15 protein-coding genes and 1 pseudogene are annotated in these 17,887 nt (G+C 57.0%); 6 read left to right on the top strand and 10 right to left on the bottom strand.

Features of this window, described 5'->3' with window-relative positions; genetic code table 11:
- Positions 1 to 134: 134 nt before the first annotated feature.
- The 6 genes from LPT13_RS10290 (at position 135) to LPT13_RS10265 (ending at position 7,093) form a co-directional block, all read left to right on the top strand.
- The gene (locus LPT13_RS10290; protein WP_242166243.1) at positions 135 to 1,562 is read left to right on the top strand and encodes an LCP family protein; all 1,428 of its coding nucleotides are present in this window, start codon (positions 135 to 137) and stop codon (positions 1,560 to 1,562) included.
- Between the two features lie 157 nt (positions 1,563 to 1,719).
- The gene (locus tag LPT13_RS10285; RefSeq protein ID WP_242166242.1) at positions 1,720 to 2,226 is read left to right on the top strand and encodes a universal stress protein; all 507 of its coding nucleotides are present in this window, start codon (positions 1,720 to 1,722) and stop codon (positions 2,224 to 2,226) included.
- A gap of 656 nt (positions 2,227 to 2,882) precedes the next feature.
- Complete coding sequence (locus LPT13_RS10280) at positions 2,883 to 4,724, top strand: DUF4012 domain-containing protein (RefSeq protein ID WP_242166241.1); 1,842 nt, start codon at positions 2,883 to 2,885, stop codon at positions 4,722 to 4,724.
- 180 nt (positions 4,725 to 4,904) lie between these two features.
- Positions 4,905 to 5,201, top strand: a complete 297-nt coding sequence (locus LPT13_RS10275; RefSeq protein WP_242166239.1) for a hypothetical protein — start codon at positions 4,905 to 4,907, stop codon at positions 5,199 to 5,201.
- Positions 5,194 to 5,628: a type II toxin-antitoxin system VapC family toxin gene (locus LPT13_RS10270; RefSeq protein WP_242166238.1), complete on the top strand. Its 435-nt coding sequence runs from the start codon at positions 5,194 to 5,196 to the stop codon at positions 5,626 to 5,628. The genes LPT13_RS10275 and LPT13_RS10270 overlap by 8 nt, the downstream gene beginning before the upstream one ends.
- Before the next feature lie 250 nt (positions 5,629 to 5,878).
- Positions 5,879 to 7,093: a hypothetical protein gene (locus LPT13_RS10265; RefSeq protein ID WP_242166237.1), complete on the top strand. Its 1,215-nt coding sequence runs from the start codon at positions 5,879 to 5,881 to the stop codon at positions 7,091 to 7,093.
- Between the two features lie 7 nt (positions 7,094 to 7,100).
- Here LPT13_RS10265 and LPT13_RS10260 read toward each other — a convergent pair whose 3' ends face one another.
- From LPT13_RS10260 to LPT13_RS10215, 10 genes and pseudogenes are all read right to left on the bottom strand, one after another.
- The gene (locus LPT13_RS10260) at positions 7,101 to 8,369 is read right to left on the bottom strand and encodes a nucleotide sugar dehydrogenase (RefSeq protein WP_242166236.1); all 1,269 of its coding nucleotides are present in this window, start codon (positions 8,367 to 8,369) and stop codon (positions 7,101 to 7,103) included.
- A gap of 27 nt (positions 8,370 to 8,396) precedes the next feature.
- Positions 8,397 to 9,839 carry a lipopolysaccharide biosynthesis protein gene (locus tag LPT13_RS10255; protein WP_242166235.1) on the bottom strand — a complete coding sequence of 481 codons (1,443 nt, stop codon included), beginning with the start codon at positions 9,837 to 9,839 and terminating at the stop codon, positions 8,397 to 8,399.
- A 7-nt stretch (positions 9,840 to 9,846) separates the two neighbouring features.
- Positions 9,847 to 10,881, bottom strand: coding sequence for a glycosyltransferase family 2 protein (locus tag LPT13_RS10250; protein WP_242166234.1), 1,035 nt, complete (start codon positions 10,879 to 10,881; stop codon positions 9,847 to 9,849).
- On the bottom strand, positions 10,874 to 12,001 hold the full coding sequence (gene glf / locus LPT13_RS10245; protein WP_242166233.1) for a UDP-galactopyranose mutase: 1,128 nt from the start codon (positions 11,999 to 12,001) through the stop codon (positions 10,874 to 10,876). Before glf ends, LPT13_RS10250 begins: the two co-directional genes overlap by 8 nt.
- Positions 11,994 to 12,872, bottom strand: a complete 879-nt coding sequence (locus LPT13_RS10240) for an NAD-dependent epimerase/dehydratase family protein (protein WP_242166231.1) — start codon at positions 12,870 to 12,872, stop codon at positions 11,994 to 11,996. The genes glf and LPT13_RS10240 overlap by 8 nt, the downstream gene beginning before the upstream one ends.
- A complete protein-coding gene (locus LPT13_RS10235) occupies positions 12,869 to 13,921 on the bottom strand; it encodes a polysaccharide biosynthesis protein (protein ID WP_242166230.1) in 1,053 nt (350 codons plus the stop codon). Before LPT13_RS10235 ends, LPT13_RS10240 begins: the two co-directional genes overlap by 4 nt.
- A 101-nt stretch (positions 13,922 to 14,022) precedes the next feature.
- Complete coding sequence (locus tag LPT13_RS10230) at positions 14,023 to 15,189, bottom strand: glycosyltransferase family 2 protein (protein ID WP_277927059.1); 1,167 nt, start codon at positions 15,187 to 15,189, stop codon at positions 14,023 to 14,025.
- Positions 15,132 to 16,466 (bottom strand): hypothetical protein, encoded by a 1,335-nt coding sequence (locus LPT13_RS10225; protein WP_242166227.1) that lies wholly within the window; start codon positions 16,464 to 16,466, stop codon positions 15,132 to 15,134. The genes LPT13_RS10230 and LPT13_RS10225 overlap by 58 nt, the downstream gene beginning before the upstream one ends.
- A complete protein-coding gene (locus LPT13_RS10220; RefSeq protein ID WP_242166226.1) occupies positions 16,463 to 17,578 on the bottom strand; it encodes a glycosyltransferase in 1,116 nt (371 codons plus the stop codon). The genes LPT13_RS10225 and LPT13_RS10220 overlap by 4 nt, the downstream gene beginning before the upstream one ends.
- Positions 17,579 to 17,588: 10 nt before the next feature.
- Positions 17,589 to 17,887 (bottom strand): annotated as a pseudogene (locus LPT13_RS10215) (beta 1-4 rhamnosyltransferase Cps2T); the annotation flags it as partial.

The following is a 17,887-nucleotide window of genomic DNA, read 5'->3' as shown; positions in this document are numbered from 1 at the left end:
GGATGAAGGCGAGAAAGGCCCTCCGCGTCGGGGGATGCGGGGCCCGGCGCGCCGGCGGGCGTCGCCGAATCCTGGAGCGCGCGACCGAGACGCGCACGGCCACCGAGGAGGCAAGGCGCCCGGCGCCGAACGCTATGGCGAGCAACAATCCCAGACATAACGCCCAGTCCGGCCAGCGGCACAACCCGCAGCACCGCGCGGCCGGCGGCCAGGGCATCCGCACGGGCCAGGGCATCCACTACCAGCCGGCGGACGAGGACGCCTTCGGCGGCTACGCGGGCGACGTGGACGCGGGCCGCAGCGCGGGCGTGCCCGGCAACCCGCGGGCGCGGGCCGGCGCGGGCGGGACGCGCACGTCGGCGCAGACCGTGCGCATGAACGCCGGGGCGGCGGGCGGCCAGCAGCCAGGCCGCACCATCGCCATGCCGCCTGCGAAGGGCCGCGGCAGCCGCGGCGTGCAGGCCCAGCAGGCCCAGGCCGGCGCCGTGGTGCCGCCCGGCACCGCCGCCAAGCGGCGCGGCGGGGGCCACAGGAAGCTGAAGGTGGCGCTCGGCGTCATCCTGGCGCTCGCGCTGGTCGGTGGCGGCGCGCTCGCCTTCTGGGTGGGCGCCCTCGACCGCGCGCTCGGCTTCAACACCGAGGCCGAGCGGAAGGCGCTGCTCGACAAGCTCGCCCCCACGCGCGGCGACGACGCCTACTACGTGGCCATCCTCGGCAGCGACGCGCGCAAGGGCGAGACCACCAGCCGCAGCGACGTGACCATGCTGGCCCGCGTCGACCAGAAGAACAAGGTGGTCGACCTCATCTCCATCCCCCGCGACACCATGGTGACCATCGAGGGCCACGGTACGCAGAAGATCAACGCCGCCTTCGCCTTCGGCGGCGCGCCCGGCGCCGTGGAGTGCATCTCCGAGTTCGCCGGCGTCCCCATCAGCCACTACGTCGAGGTGCACTTCGACGAGCTGAAGGACGTGGTCGACCTGCTCGGCGGCATCACCGTCACGGTGCCCGAAAGCTTCAAGGCCGGCAACGGCGGCATGAGCTTCAGCGCTGGCGAGCAGCGGCTCAACGGCGAGCAGGCTCTGGCCTTCGCGCGCGAGCGCTACAACGTGTCCGGCGGCGACTTCGGCCGCGCCCAGGCCCAGCGGCTCATCATCATGGCCATCATCCAGCAGGTGCTCGACGCGCCGCCGACCCAGCTTCCCGGCCTCATCGGCGAGCTGGCCGGCTGCGTGACCACCGACTACTCCGTCGGCGACCTGGTGGGCCTGGCCACCAAGTTCCAGGGGAACGGCCTGGTCATGTACCAGGCGGCGTGCCCCAGCTACTCGCTCAGCCAGGGCGGGGTGAGCTACGTCGGCACCATGTTCGACGAGTGGCGCGACATGATGAAGCGCGTCGACGCGGGCCTCGACCCCACCGACACGAGCGCCGTCATCCCCGAGCCCCAGGCCTCCAGCACCACGCTCGGCGCCGCCACCAACTCCGCCGCCCCCAAGGACTACAAGGCCCTCGCCGCCAAGGCCGGCCTCACCACCAACGACGTGGCCAGCGCGGGATAAGGACCGCGAGCCACCCGCGCCGGCGGGACGCGCGGCCGTCGGCGCGGGCGCCTTCGCGCCCTCCCTCACCTTCCCCGTCAACGTGCGGGTTGCCTTGCGGCGGCGGAACGGCGTCGGTTCGCGGCGGCGGCCCGAGCGCGCGAGGCGGCGCCGTACCATGGGCCCAACGGCAGACGAGCCTTGGGAGGCCATCATGATCTTCTCGAACATCCTGGTTGCGTACGACGGATCCGACCACGCGAAGGCGGCGCTCGAGGTCGCCCACCAGTTCGCCCTGGCGGACGAGGGCGTCCGGCTGACCTTGCTGACCATCGTCTTCCCCGCCGACGTCGACCCCGGCACCTTCTACGACGGCGGCGCGATGATGCCCGACCCCTCGACCTTCGAGCTCGACCAGGAGATGGACAAGGCCGACCAGAGGCATGCCCGCGAGCAGCTGCGCAACGCGGTCGCCACGCTGGAGGGCATCGATCCGAGCCGCATCGCGAGCGAGGCGCAGGTCTTCCCCACCGCCGCCGAGCCCATCGCCGACTACGCGCATCAGCACGGCTGCGACCTCATCGTCATGGGCCGCCACAGCAAGCGCGGCATCCTCGACTTCCTCGGCAGCACCGCCAAGTCCGTCATGCGCAAGACCAGCCTCCCCGTCCTGACGGTGGAATAGGGCACAGGCGCGAGGGTGCCTCATTCGCCTACTTACCCCTCATTCCACTCCTGACCTCGCCTTTTCGCGCCTGATGGTGTCCGAATAGTCTGTGATTGGGTCAACCATCGGACGGTTGGCAGCCCGGGCTGGTATCATTCTGGCTATCTGTTCAGTGCAATTCGCGTGCCTGATCGCACGGGCATTTATCCAGGACGAAGAGGAGCATCATGACGGATAGGTTTGAGGGGGGCTCCGGGCCCGAGAGGCGCCGGCCGCAGGCGGGCAGCAACAACCCGCGCGCGCGGGCGCAGCAGGAGGGCGCCGGCCCCCGCGACGGTCGGACGCCGCAGCGTGCCGGGGGTCGCGAGGCCCAGCGTCCGCGCCGGGCGCAGGCCGCCCAGGGAGGCCGCGCCGCCCAGGATCCGCGGCAGGCCGCGCCGCGAGCCGGCCGACCGCAGCAGGACGCCCGCCCCACCGGCCATCCCAGCAACAACCCGCGTCTGAACGCGACGCACGGCGGCGCGGGCGCGCAGCAGCCCCGTGGCGGCCGGCCGGCCGGACAGCGCGCGACGGCGCATCCCAGCGGACAGCCGCAAGGCCAGCCCGCCGCCCGCCCCTCGGTGCGCGGCGGCCGCCGCCAGGCCGTGAACGTCCCCCGTGGGCAGCGCCCCGGCATGGTTCCTGCTGGCCAGCGCAATGCCCAGGGCGGCTACGCGGCCTTCGGCAACTACCAGGAGATGATGGCCCCGCCGGCCAAGAAGCGCCGCCGGAAGTGGCCCTTCGTCGTACTCGGCGTCATCGTGCTGCTGGCGGTGGCCGTCGGCGTGTCCGGCTACACCATGCTCAACTCCGCCAAGACGCTGAAAGCCCAGGCCAGCACCGTGATGACCAGCGTCTCGGGCATCAAGGACCAGATCGTGGGCGGCGACTACGCCGGCGCCGCGGCGGCTGCGCACAAGATCGACGACACCGCCAGCGCCATGCAGTCCGAGATGGACGGCCCGCTGTGGGGGCTCGCGTCAGCGCTGCCCGTGGTGGGGCCCGACATCCAGAACGTGCGCACCGTGGTGGCCACGCTGAAGGATGCGTCAGCCAACGCGCTCGTGCCCCTGACCGACGCGCTGCAGGCCAACCCGCCGTCGGCCCTCATCACGCAGGAGGGCGCCATCGATGTGGCGGCGCTGGGGCTGCTGCTCGACTCGCTGCAGCAGGCGGCGCCCGTCATGCAGCGCTGCACCGACTCGCTCTCCAACATGACGCCCATGAACATCGAGCAGCTCGAGGCCGTCATGGGCCCGGCGCGCGAGAAGATCGTCGGCATCAACGACACGTTCCAGCAGGCCAACGCCTTCGCCCCTCTGGTGGGCACGCTGCTGGGCGTCGACGGCGAGCGCACCTACCTCATCGCCGCGCAGAACTCCGCCGAGATCCGCTCGAGCGGCGGCTTCCCCGGATCGATGGGCACGCTCAAGATCAACAACGGCGCCATCTCGCTCAACGACTTCGCGACCGTCTACGACATGCTCACCGACGCCACGCCGTCGTCCATCCAGCTGACCGAGGCCGAGCAGGCGCTGTTCGGGAACTGGATGGCCGTGCCGCGCGACGCCGGCTTCGACCCCGACTTCCCCACCGTGGCCAACATCTGGGCCGCATCGTACACGGCGCGCACGGGCAATTCCGTGGACGGCGTCATCGGCATCACGCCGTGCGTGGTGCAGAAGATCCTGGCGATCACCGGGCCGATCAAGCTGAGTGATGGCACCGAGCTCAACGGGCAGAATGCGACGAAGGTGCTGCAGCATGATCTGTATTGGAAGTATTTGAGCGGCACGCCGACAGAAAACGGGAACCAGATCTGCGATGCGCTGTTCGCCCAAGCGGCCGACCTGTCGTTCAAGCAGCTGCTCGGCAACATGAACTCCGAGACGCTCATGAAGTTCGCGACGCTCATGATGGACTGTATGGAGAGCCGCGAGACCATGATGTGGCTCACCAACGAGGTCGATCAGACCACCATCCAGCAGGCCGGCTGGTCGGGCTCGCTCAACACCGACCCGCTGGCGCCCGAGGTGGGCGTGTTCTTCAACCTGTGGATCGGATCGAAGCTGGGCTGGTACCTCGACCTGAACAACGAGATCCTCAGCACGACGACCAACGCCGACGGAACCGTGTCCTACGAGGTGAAGACCACGTTCACGAACACGGTGAAGCAGCAGGAGGTTTACGACGGCGGCCCCTATATCATGGGCAAGCTCGAAGGGTACCAGTCGGGCGACATGATCCCGCAGATCTATCTCTACGCGCCCGCCGGCGGCACCATCACCAACCTGACGGCCAGCGACGGCTCCCAGCTCTCCTCCGCCATCCAAGACGACCTGCAGGCCTACCTCTGGTTCCGCCCGAGCCTGCTGCCGTCGAAGAGCATCTCCCTCACCTACACGGTAACCACCGCCCCCAACCCCGAAAGGGAGCTGGCCTTCTACAACATGCCCACGCTCACGGCGTATCGATAGGGAAAAGCGCCCGACGCAACCAAAGGCCCCCGCGCCGCCCAAAGGCAGCGCGGGGGCCTTTTCATGTCGCAATAACCGATTTACTGTTCGCATGATGTCGTAATAAAGCGAGTTTATTACGACATTACCAGGCTCCTTTCTATGGTGTAATATGTATTACACCATAGAAAGGAGCCTCTTATGGCCAGCTCTCTCATCAGCGCTCGTGTCCCTACCGCAAAGCGGGAAGCCGCCCAAGGAGTACTCGCGGCCGTTGGCGCCACCACATCGGATCTCGTCAACAGCGCCTTTGACTACCTGCTTGCTACCAAACACCTCCCGCAGGCCGAGCAGCCCGAAGACCGTCCGACAGAGTCCTTCGCCCAATTCCTCGGAAAGAGCACCCTCGACATCCCCTGGGAAAGCTCAGAGCTCAGTGGAGACTACCGGAAGCTCATTCGAGGCGGGAAGCACACGCGCTATGAATCTCTTGCTTGATACCAACGTCCTCATCGATTATCTTGGCCGGAAGCAGCCCTTCTTCGATAGCGCCCAGCGCATCGTCGCCGCCGGCTTCTTCGGAGACGCCAAGCTCTGGGTGCCCGCCCAGTCGGCAACCGATGCCTTCTATGTCCTCAGTCGCTATGTCTCGGCCGAGCGGCTGCAAGAAGCGCTCCTGAGCGCCTTCAACCTCATTGAGCCCGTATCCCTCACCGCCGATGACCTGCGCCGCGCAGCGCGACTGAAGTGGGAGGACTACGAGGACTGCCTAATAGCAATGGCGGCGGACAAGGTTCGCGCCGATTACCTCATCACCCGAGACGCCAAGGGATTCGAGCGCTCCCCCATTCCCGTCCTCTCACCCACAGAGTGGCTTGCCCTCATGAAGAAGCGCGGACTCATCTACGAAGAGGTGGGGTTTTAGGTGGTCAGGGATCATTGAAGACCGACGCAACGAGGCGGCTCCTGCCCACCAAACAGCGCGATAACCCCTGGCAAAAGGCCACGCTCTTAGCGAAAGCATCAGATCCCCGCCAAATAAATATCCCCCGAAGTTTGCATGCCAATGGCAGAGGCCCGGGGGATTTCACGTGCTATATTCTAATGCAGACTGAGCGAGACGGGTTTGAGGAGTCTGCCTATGGTTACAACTTTTTCACCGGACAGACAAACTCATGTCAGTATCAATTTGGATATCGCGAAAAAAGGGCGCACCTCTGTTCCTGTTTAAAAAGATTCAGGAAGGATTGAAGCAAGGCCACTCGCTTTTCAAGCTGAGAATACGATCATCCTCCGGAGGACACTACCCTAACATTTGCGTACCCATTGCCGGAATTATTGATTATTGTCGAGCCGAGCTAGGCTGCGATTTCATAAGTTCTGCCGCTTACAAAAAATCGCATTTCGAGCAAATCGGGATCATCAGCCCTCACACTCTCGACAATGAGACCTCTCCGAGTTCGCTTCTTGATCGCATCTGGAAGTTCTCAATTGAAGATCATTACGAAATCATGAAAGGAATAGCCGATTCTCTAAGACGAGCGGCACCCATGGAATCCGGAGTCATCCTAGGGCTTGAACTTGCCCTCAACGAAGTGACCGACAATATCCTTCAGCATGCTTTCTCCGCGTCGGAATCTGAGAAAATGCTTGGATTCGTCATGGTGCAATACCATATAAAAGAGCACCATGTTGCTGTTGCCGTATTCGACTCCGGCCAAGGCATTGAGAGCTCTTTGGCTCAAGGCGGTCATAAGTTCGTCAACGCCGAAAAAGCTCTTCATTACGCACTCCAAAAGGGCGTCACGGATGGCAAGGGAGCAGGCAATAAGCCATGGATGATGAGAAACATCATCTCCGCATCTGCTGGCTCATTCGAGCTTACCTCCAACGGAACGAAGTATTCCCTTCGCCATAAGGCCGTCGATGATACTCCCGAGCCTAAGTTATCGACCGTGCGAACGCCCAAGGAGGGTACTACCCTGGTAGATTTCCAACTACGAACTGATCATCCCATACAACTAGAAAAGGCGCTTGACAGTTATTCGCCGGTCAACCTGTGGCTTGAAAACCGGTTGGACGATCAACTGCAGAATGCGTCTCTATTAATCAGAGAGGAATCGCGTGGATGTGCCAGCCGATACGAGGCAAAGGCCTTCGCCAATATAGTCTGCAACGCCCTTAAAGAGTGTTCCGGGAAATGCTACATAGATTTTGCCGGCATCGAGATCGTTAGCGCATCCTACGCAGACCAACTTCTCGTAAGCCTCATTTCAGAACTGAGCTTCATCGGCTTTCTAAGCCGAATCGCACTCACAAACATATCGCCAAGCTGCGCACTAGTTTTTAACACATGCTTCAATGGACGGTTCCTAGACAAGCAGGGCTGATCATTTCCTAATCCCGCCGAAACAGGTCGCGCGTGTAGACCTTGTCGCCCACGTCGGCGAGCTCGTCATCCCAGCGGTTGGCGATGATGAGGTCGCAGCGGGACTTGAACTCGGCCAGGTCGCGGATCACCTCGGCGCCGTAGAAGTCGGGGGCGTCGAGCGTCGGCTCGTAGACCACCACCGGCACGCCGCGGGCGCGCACCCGCCGCATGATCCCCTGCACCGAGCTCGCCCGGAAGTTGTCCGACCCGGTCTTCATGGTGAGCCGGTGGACGCCCACCACCGGCGCCTCGACGCCGGCGTACACGAGCGACATCACCCGGTCGACCACCTCGTCGGCCACGAAGTCCTTGCGCACGCGGTTGGCCTCGACGATGGCGCGGATGAGGCTCTGCGGCACCCGGTCGAAGTTGGCCAGCAGCTGCTTGGTGTCCTTGGGCAGGCAGTAGCCGCCGTAGCCGAACGAGGGGTTGTTGTAGTGCGAGCCGATGCGCGGCTCCAGGCACACCCCGCGGATGACCTCGGCCGCATCGAGCCCGCGGGTGGCCGCGTAGGTGTCCAGCTCGTTGAAGAACGACACGCGCAGCGCCAGGTAGGTGTTGGCGAAGAGCTTCACCGCCTCGGCCTCGGTCGACCCCATGACCAGCACGGGGATGCCGCGGGTGCCGTCGGCGTTCTCCCGCTCGCGCTCGGCGGCGTCGGCGCCCTCCACGAGCAGCCCCGCGAAGGCGCGGGCGGCCCCCTCCAGCTCGCCGGCGAAGGCCGAGGAGCGCGGCACGCCAACGATCACGCGGGAGGGGTGCAGGTTGTCGTGGAGCGCGCGGCCCTCGCGCAGGAACTCCGGGCTGAACAGGAAGCGGCCCTCGGGGTAGCGCGCGCAGAGCTCCTCGGCGTAGCCCACGGGCACCGTCGACTTGACGACCATGACGGCGGAGGGGTTCACCCCCAGCACCAGCTCGACCACCTGCTCGACGTAGCGGGTGTCGAAGAAGTTGCGGTCGGGGTCGTAGTTGGTGGGCGTGGCGATGACCACGAGCTCGGCGTCCCGGTAGGCCGCCGCCCCGTCGAGCGTGGCCGCGAGCGAGAGCTCGCGCTCCCCCGCCGCGGCCTCGGCGAGCCACGACTCTATCTCCGCGTCGGCGATGGGACTCTCCCACCGCGAGAGCGCCTCGACCTTCGACGGCACCACGTCCACCGCCACGACCTCGTTGCGCTGCGCCAGCAAGACGGCCAGCGACAGCCCCACATACCCAGTACCAGCAACTGCGATTCTCATGTCTATTCCTCCGCTAAGCAACGAGACCTACCTGCACAAAAGCGCACGCAGATGAGAGAGCTGACCTGTAAGCCCAAAACCAAGGAGCAGCACCGCTCCCGCCAGAAGAACCTTGCAGCAGAACGAGGGGAACATCCCAGCAGGGAAATACGGAGAGGCAAACTCGCACGCTACAATCGCCACAAGAGCTGTCGCGAATTCGGGCAGAAAGGAAAGCAGCTTCGCAGGCTTGACCCCGAAGCATTTCCATAATAGAAACCAGCAGAGCGAAATCGAATGCAGACAATATGCTACCGCGATTCCCACAGAAACGGACACGATGCTTCCACCTGCAAGGCCCACCAGCAAGCCGGATATAGTGAGGAGCGTGTTCACGACTCCCGCCTTGAACATTAGGTCTGTCCGTCCAAGACTCTGGAAGAATGCCCCGGAAGGGTTCCACACGACCTGGAAGTACACGGAGAATGAAAGAATAGCGAACGGTGGAATCGCAGCGCCCCATTGACTACCATAAAACAGGCCTACTATTTCGGCGGCGGCAGACACAAAGACCGCCATGATGCATGCTCCTGCCAAGGAGAGTCCTTTTTCTATCTTCATCCAATAGGCGAAGACAACATCCTTGTTGTCTTGATGTTCGGCCATATAGGGCTGCACCACCGAAGCGACAACGCTCGAAAACGACGAGAGCGGGTAGCCTGTCAGCTTATAGGCTTTATCGTAGTTGCCAACCGCAACTACGCCGAGTGCCTTTCCGATAAGAAGTGTATCGAGATTCCTCGCAAAATAGTTGATCGCGCTAAATCCAAATTGATAGCCCGAATAAGAAATGATCCTTCTCAATGGGGCAACAAAGTGAATGCTTAATCGCCCGATGGGCCTCATAGTGTAATTCCATATAAACACAATTGCAGAAGAAGTGACAACCTGAACGATAAGCGAATAAACACCGGCTCCGAAGAACGCCGAAGCAATTGCCGCAACGCCAGAGACAGCAGTAGCGACCACCAACCTCAATCCGATGGAGCCGAAGCGTCTCTCGCGAAGCATCAGTCCATTCGGAACCATGTTCAGTGTCGAAAACACAAGGGAGAGGGACGCCGCGCAGCAAAGCGGCATCAAGGATGGCTCTCCATAAAAAGCAGCCACAGCTGGACTCAGGGCGCAAAACAATCCCGCCAAAGCAAAGGCTATCAGAGCCGAAAAGACAAAGAGGGCGCCAAAGTCTCGCTCCCCCAAATCGCGAAATTGCACTATCGCGACCCCGATTCCCATATCAGAGAAGAGGGAGAAGAATGCCGTGAACACGGTGATGATTGCAAGTAAGCCAAACTCTTCAGGAGATATGAGCCGGGCAAGAACAGCGGTGATGACAAGCTGTGCACCCAGGCTTACATACTTCGAAGCAAATTGAATCGCCGCAGCTCTTCTCATTGAAACGCGACCCGATCCGCGCAGCTTGTTCTTCACGTTCAGGCTACGCTCTCCATTTTCGTTGCCACCTATGAGCAAGAGGAGAATAGAGAAGAAAGCTGCTCGCTCTTAAAGCGCGAAGAGTTCGACTAGTTCTTCCGCTCAAAGCATATATCTCAGGCAACTCCTCTTTAAGCCTTCGGTCGAAGTCGATGATCTTCTTCCTCGTTTCCCGGGTGGTATCCAAGAGGAGCATGTTGCTATAGCAGCCACCGGCTACGTCATCAGCAACAACCCTTAAGGCCATAGTTTGAGCATGCGTTCGTGCCCCAAGCTCGCCAAAATCGCCTTGATCTATTATATGAAAAAGCATCTTTCCTTTATCAAAAGCACTTTTCCTTATTCCCACAAGACTAGTATTCTGCCCATCCCGTTCTTTTACAACACAGTAAACGGGAAGATGATCAACTCTTACGGTACGTACTCGACACCAAGGAACGGCACGCAGCTCTTCGTCAACGTAGTTGCAGTGTTCTAGAAGACTGAGTTTCATCTTCCTGAGAAAGTCTGTCCGGTAGGCCAGATTTGAGATTCCAGGCCCTGGAACCTCATTCACATCAAGATTTTCTAAATCATGTTCACCTGACTCCACGTTTGGCCAGGGATCCATCGTTATCCTGCATCCGCTCTTTTCCATTATTCTCAAACTGGCGGTACAAACGGCGTCCGCCTCGGACTCGGAAAGAACTTTGAGCCACTCACATAGCGATTCTCGGTTAAACCAGTCATCACTATCGAGCAATCGGTAGAACTTCCCGCGCGCCATGGGAAGACTGGCGTTAACCGTAGAGCCGTAGTGGCCATTTTCCTTGTGTATAACGCGAAAAATTTTGGGATGGGTTTCAACGTAAGCGTCTGCAATCTCTGCAGTGCTGTCAATGCTTCCATCGTCAACAATAATTACATCCAAGAGCCCCTCGAAACCGAGGCAAGAGTCAAGGCATCGCTCAAGATAGGCCTCGGAGTTACACGCAGCAATAGATACAGATAGGAGTGGCTCCTCGCATACAATCTCGCCCTCTTCGTTTGTTTCACACATTTATCCTCCGCTCAATCAAGCTGAAGCATCGACGCGCCGATAAAACCACGTCATCCATCGCGTAGTAGCGGTACTCTCCCAGCCGGCCTCCGAACAGAACCCGCTCATCTCTGGACGCAAGATCCCGATAACGCCCATATCTCTCTTGGTTTTCCTCATCATTTACCGTGTAATAAGGCTCATCTCCAGGGCGCCATGAAGTAGCATATTCGCGCGTGACCACCGTGGCGGGAGAGTTGGATCTAACGAAATGCTTGTGCTCTATCGTCCTCAGCCAGGGCGTCTCCGCGTCAGTGAAGTTCATCAATGCGCAACCCTGATAGTTGGACATCGCGAGTTCCTCGTGCTCGAATCGCCTACCCCGATATTCAAGTGGGCCAAAACGATAATCATAGTACTCGTCAATCGGGCCAGTAAACACTGTCTGGCCTGTAAGTGTTTCAAGCTCGCTTCTCACTTCGAGAAAATCCACTTTCGTCAAAACCTCAATGTCCTTAAGCAGGCATCTGAAGAAAGCATCCCACCCCTCTGTGGGGATCCCCTGATACTTCTTGTGGTTATAGTCAACGTCGAAGGTCATGAGCAGCGGCATCCTGGCTATTATCGACGATGGCAACTCTTTACAAGATCTGCCGTATTGCTTCTCCGTATAGCCCTTTACTAGCTTCTCGTAGACGTCGCTCCCTACCATGGAGAGAACATGTTCCTCTAGGTTCGAAGGGTTACCGCACAGCACCCGTTGCTCTTCTAGCTTGCGTGCCGCCTCCTCTGGAGTCACAACACCCCAGAGTTCATAGAACGTACGCATGCTGAACGGAAGACTGTAGAGGCTTCCTTTATAGTTGGCAATCGGAGACATGACACATGGAGTAAAATCCGCGAAAGAGCAGAACCATTCCCAAACAGACTTGTCATTAGTATGCAAGGCATGTGGGCCATAGGCATGAACATCGATGCCGAAACGTTTGAAAGACCAGCAATTACCCCCTACATGCTCTCGCTTTTCGATCACAAGCACATCCATACCAGCATCAGTGGCAAGCCTTGCTACGGTAGACCCGAACAGCCCAGCACCTACAACGATCAGGTCGTACTTGCCTCTCAAGGGAAGCCTATTCATACGCATGGCTCCTCTGATACCTCTCGGGATAGATATCCCCGTGGGCATTTACCCAGCTTGCTAACTCTTGAATCTGGTCGGCATAGGGAATGGGCCGGTACCCCGCAGGCAGCACCGTACGCACAAGCGTCTTGTCGAGCAACACCGAAGGGTCGTCTTCCACTGTCACGGAGCTATCACGAAAATACGTAGAAAGTAATCTCAGCAGATCGGATTTAGGGATTCCGTGCCCGTCTGGCACCATATTCACAAGGCCAGAAGACCCATCCAATGCGCACGCCTCAATGGCTTTCGCAAGTTCAAGAGTCGTAAGCCCCGTCCAGATGGCGCCAGTCCAACCCCGCACACGCTCCTCCTGCGCCATGAACCAGTTGAGTAGCCCAATTCCGTGCGGGTCAATGTCTGGACCGACAATTGACTGCCTAAGCGTTAGATCTTTTTCATTTCTAAGTTCACCAAGCGCTTTGCTCTTGTCGTAAAGCGTCCTACCATCGGGAGTAGAGAACTCGTCATACGGGCCGGTGTTGCCAGCGAACACACAATCCGTCGAGAGATGGAACACTCTCGTCCGACTCTCCGCCGTCATCCGCTCGAGCAAGTGAGGTAGGTAGGCATTTAGATAGATCGCTAGATCGGGCCTTTCATCACAGGAAGCGTTCAGCAAGCCAATGCAGTTAAGCACGATCTCGGGGCGAGACTGGGCAAGAGCATCTTCCAGCGACGATACGTCGAGAGCATCGCCTGTCAGCGATCTTTTGAGAAAGGAGGCGGGACGACGGGAAAACCCCCAGACTTCATGTCCCCGCTCAGAAAGGTACAGCGAAGCCACGTGCCCAGCCATGCCCGTTGCACCTAGGACGAGAAACCTCATTGCGCTACCTCGTCCTCACGTCCCTCAAGGGCAAGCCTCACATATTCTGCGGTCTGAATCTTCTCTATTGTCTCGACAACGTTTAGCCTCTGGGTGTTATGGGAGGTATAGGAGTCATCGGCTTGTGTGCGAACGTTGCCTGCCGCGAAACGGTCGTAATTCAGATCTCGAGTATCCGCGCTAACTCGAAAATAGGCACCCATGTCCTCAGCACGCAGCATCTCCTCACGCGTCATCAATGTCTCAAAGAGCTTCTCGCCATGACGAGTTCCTATGACCCGCGTACCCGTATGTCCAAACAATTCCTGAACTGCTTCGGAGAGATCCCCTATGGTCGAGGCAGGGGCCTTTTGGATAAATAAATCGCCCGGCTCGCCATGCTCAAAAGCGAATTCGACAAGATCAACAGCTTCGTCAAGGTTCATGAGAAAACGCGTCATGGTCGGATCCGTTATGGTAACGGGTTCTCCCTGGCGTATCTGGTCAATGAACAGGGGGATAACACTGCCTCGAGAGCACATAACGTTCCCATAGCGCGTGCAACAGATCGTAGTACGGCCGGCACCATTGCGCGCATTTGCGTAGATGATGGACTCCATCATGGCCTTGGATTTGCCCATAGCATTGATCGGATACGCCGCCTTGTCAGTAGAGAGGCACACTACGCGCTTTACGCCCTCATCGATAGCAGCATGCAGCACATTGTCAGTGCCGAGAACATTGGTCTTGACTGCTTCCATGGGAAAGAACTCGCAAGAAGGCACTTGCTTGAGAGCAGCCGCATGGAAGATATAATCTACCCCGCGCATAGCATCCCTCACAGATTGAGGGTCCCTCACATCTCCGATAAAGAACCTCACCTTACCGACGAGATCGGGGTGACGAGCCTGCAGCAAATGGCGCATGTCGTCCTGCTTCTTCTCATCGCGTGAGAATATTCTGATTTCCGATAAACCAGAGTCAAGAAAATGCTTGAGCACGGTATTGCCAAAACTCCCCGTTCCGCCCGTAATCATGAGCGTGCTACCGCTAAGACTTGATGTCGTCATGGAAAGCTCCTTTTGAATCGCTATATAACTGGTGAACGATCTTCCGCCATCGATCTTTGGCAAGTTCGGTGAGAGTCTGCTGGATACTACTTGCAAGCAAATCAACACTCGGGAGTAACGGCCAAGCTCGCTAATTCTGAAACAGAGATCCTGTCAGAGGCGCTCAATCGGCGTCTCACACTGTAATGCCTCAACAATCTCATGAGCTTCTCGATCATAAGCGGAGCGTGTCTGCGCTTACATTTGAGGCCGATCATGGCCTTTTGCGCCATTCCCACTGGCCGACCTAGGTCGGCCAGCCTCTTCAAGGCGCATTGAACTGCTCTCTCATTACAGCTACGAATAGCAACAGAAAGCAACTCTGTCTCCCTGCACACAAGGCGCTTCTTTTCCTCTTCTTCATCTAACGAAGAAATAAGGCTTGCAAAAGTCACATCAAAATGAGCTTTTGTCTGCGCGTATGATTCATATGATTGCTCATTGCTCGTTGCACTCTCGCCCTTAACCAAATCCAAATCGGGGCGCCAGATAGACTTATGATTGAGAAGAAACCTCAGCATGTACTCAACGTCTTGATTTCGCTTGAAGGAAGTGTCGAACGAACCTGTTTCGTCAATAGCTGATCGACGCAAAAATAAATTACTCCCCGTTCCCATGCAACTTGCGCTAAAGAGCAGATCCTTCCAAACTAGTTCGGATCCGCAAAAGCCATGAACCTTAGCGTAACGTCCTTGAGCCATTAGCAGAACATCGCAGAAATAGGCATCTGCCTTAACTTCCTCGAGCGTCTTTACGGCGTTGGCGATTCTGTCGCTCAGCATAAAATCATCGTTGTCGAGAAATGTTAGATATTTTCCATTCGAATGACCTATACCAGTATTTCGCGCCGCTGAACCGTTCAGGTTTTTCGGATGACAGATATAGCGAATCCGACGGTCTTTTTCGTAGCGGCCCATAATCTTTTCGGTCGCTTTTCGATACATTCCTCTATCTCCGTTGTCGTCTACAACAATTATCTCGATACTCTTATAGCTCTGCTTCAACACGCTCTCAATTGCCCTCAGTAACGTCGAGCAATCCCCGTAGGTGGTAATGACAACCGTTACAAGTGGAGAAAAGCTCTTATCGGAAAAGTCAGTAGTTTCGCTGAAAATCTCTTGGTCTGGGCTTTCCCGACAAAATCTGATTGTCTTGCTTAGGTTAGAAATAATTACCGCCCATCCGTCAGATTGCCTTGACCCGATGTCGAGACAGTCAGATCCCGCCATAGGCAACAGAAGGTAATGGCCAGCATAAAAGCCGGAATAGCTATCCTAACTTGCGTGAAAACTTGAGTATAGAAAGCCAATAGAGCAAAGAGGCTTACCACGGAAAAAACTAGCGGAGCATTTTCTTTTTTGAAATCCCCAAACGGACGAGAGAAGGCGTAAAGCACCACTATATAGAACCAGATGCCTCCCAAGATAGCGATTGATCCAAAATCGCTTAACCCGAAGTGATTGAATCCCCTATATCCTTCTTGATACAAGTTAACCAATCCAAATCCATCCCCCATTAACCATGTACCAGGAAGAGATAGGGCATACACGATCAGCTTAAACCTCTCATCGCTTCCATTAACGTAAGCATTCAAGTCAAAGGCACGTGTGGCTATCTCGATTGATTTGAAGATGTTTTGCTCCAGGTACTCTCGGAAAAAGGGTAAAGCCGAATAAAGAACCGCGATCAAGACGATCGCCCCAACGGCGTAAGGAAGTAGAATCCTTCTTGCCACTCGAGGCCTGACGCAACAGTACATTACCAGACACAAAAGAAGTCCAACGGGAAGGAAGAAAAACAACGCCTTGTTGTCGTTAAGAGTAGCTATCCATAGCGATACTATGGCTATCGCAATGAGATATAGCCAGTATTGAACCCCGCGCTTATCGCGACGAAACACCACATAATCGTAAATAATCACAAAGGTCGTGTATATCGCGATCGCATGAGTTGAGGCTGAGCCGAACAAACCCGACATCGTATCCTCTAGAGTGAGTGTGGTGTCCCCCGGATATGCGACAAAACTACCCGGAAACCAGAACTGAAGCACAATCACGCAGATATTAATGACTAAAACACTGTTGAAGAAGAAGGCGCTTTTTCGAAAAAGAGACTGAAATTTATTACCATAATTTTGGAGTAAAAAGAAGCAGAACATTGCATAAAGAAAGACTTGCGCTATTCTCAACAGGTTTTTGGCAGCGGTAATTGTATCCCCAGCAAGGATGGAACCGACTCCGAACAGTAGACACATTGTACCCACTAGTGCATATGCAAAATAAGGGAGCCCTTGCTTTGAAAGAACAAGGCGTACAAAAATGTATCCACAGATAACAAGATTTGCAATTAACCCTGCTCCGAGATAATCGAGTAGGAATTCCTTTGCCAGAATAAGTGCGAGGGCAGCCTTGTCGATCCCGAACCATCCGTCTAGTCCCGCTATGTCTCTTATGGGCCTCTCAATAGTATTGAACGACCTGGCTCCCAAAGGCAGTACTCTGCTCATTGGAGCGTCGCCTGCCCCTTATGCTTAGCTATCTGTCTTACAGCTTCTTCGTAGTTGTCGACGCATGCGGAATCATCACGTCTTATCGTCTCTCGGCAACCACCGGCATCGTAGGTCACAACCGGAAGGCCGCACGCCTCAGCCTCGAGATTTACTGTTGGAAAAGTATCTTCTTTCGTGGGGTTAAAGAAAACATCTACCCCACTATATATCGATACAAGTTCCTCGATAGACTTTGTTTTTGGAAGAAGAAGTAACTTTGAGTTCTGTCGCCTTCCAAGACGCCTTATTTGGTTTGAAGTTAGCCCAACAAGAACAATTACGTGAGATTCATCTACTTCCTCTGAAAGGCGAATGAAATCCTGTAGCCCCTTCTTCTCCGACCACGCTGAAGAAACGCCCAGGATGGCGTATCTTCCTTCAATGCCATAGTTACTTTTAAAATCTGTTGTCACCGGCTTAAATACTTCTCTATCGATTGTGTTTGGAACAACGTCGATCGAGTACTTGGCTAGAAAGCTCTCGCTGGCCAAATCTCGAAGCCACTTAGATGGAGTTACTAACTTCATTCGGTCAACTGGAAGCTGAGTAAAAACTTCTTTCTTTTTCTGGTAATTCCAACTGATGGTATGTCTGTTCAGCGTTTTCGGATAAGAGTTGATCTGCGGACATTCAGACGTGCATCCTGTCTTCCATCGATTGCAGTTGGCAGAAGAAAAATGTATGCAGTGGCCTGTAAACGCCCAACAATCATGCAGTGTCCAGATCACTTGGCAACGACTCCTCGCAAGCCACGAGAACAGCTGCTCAACATCCAGATAATAGCCAATGAGAACATGCAGGTGTACTACATCCGGGTCAATCTCATCCAGCATGCGCAGTAGTCGCTTCGTCTGTCTTTTAGAATGAAAGCCTGCCTTTCCATCCAGCTTTGTTAGAACAGCATCAATGCATGACTCAGATAAGCTCGCGATTTTCCTCATGTAGTTATCTTGCTCATGGTCTCCTCTCGCCCAAAATACATAAGACTCCACCCCGTCGCTTCTAAGCTCCTCATGCTTGTCGAATAGAATAGTCTTTCCCCACCCATCCGCATGAGTGCTAATCTGCACGTATTTCTTTTTAGAAGTCATCTTCAAAGAGGTCTTCGTATCTACTAGCAATGCACTTCCACAAGAACCGCTCTTCTATGGTTGACTTGGCAGCCGTGCCCAGGCGCCGGATCTCCTCCACATCTAGCGCCTCGGCTTCCGCGATCAGCCCCGCCAGGGAGCCCTCCTCCTTGGTCCAGTACAGGGCGGCGTCGCCGGCGACCTCGCGGTTGAAGCCCACGTCGAGCAGCAGGCACAGGCCGGTGGAGGCCATGCCCTCGAGCAGGCTGGGGTTGGTGCCCCCGACCTCGTGGCCGTGGAGGTAGGCGA

This window comes from Adlercreutzia faecimuris (genome assembly GCF_022669055.1).
Lineage (GTDB): Bacteria > Actinomycetota > Coriobacteriia > Coriobacteriales > Eggerthellaceae > Enterorhabdus > Enterorhabdus faecimuris.
The sequence above is the reverse complement of the archived record's forward strand: the minus strand, read 5'-3'. Positions and strand labels throughout refer to the sequence as shown.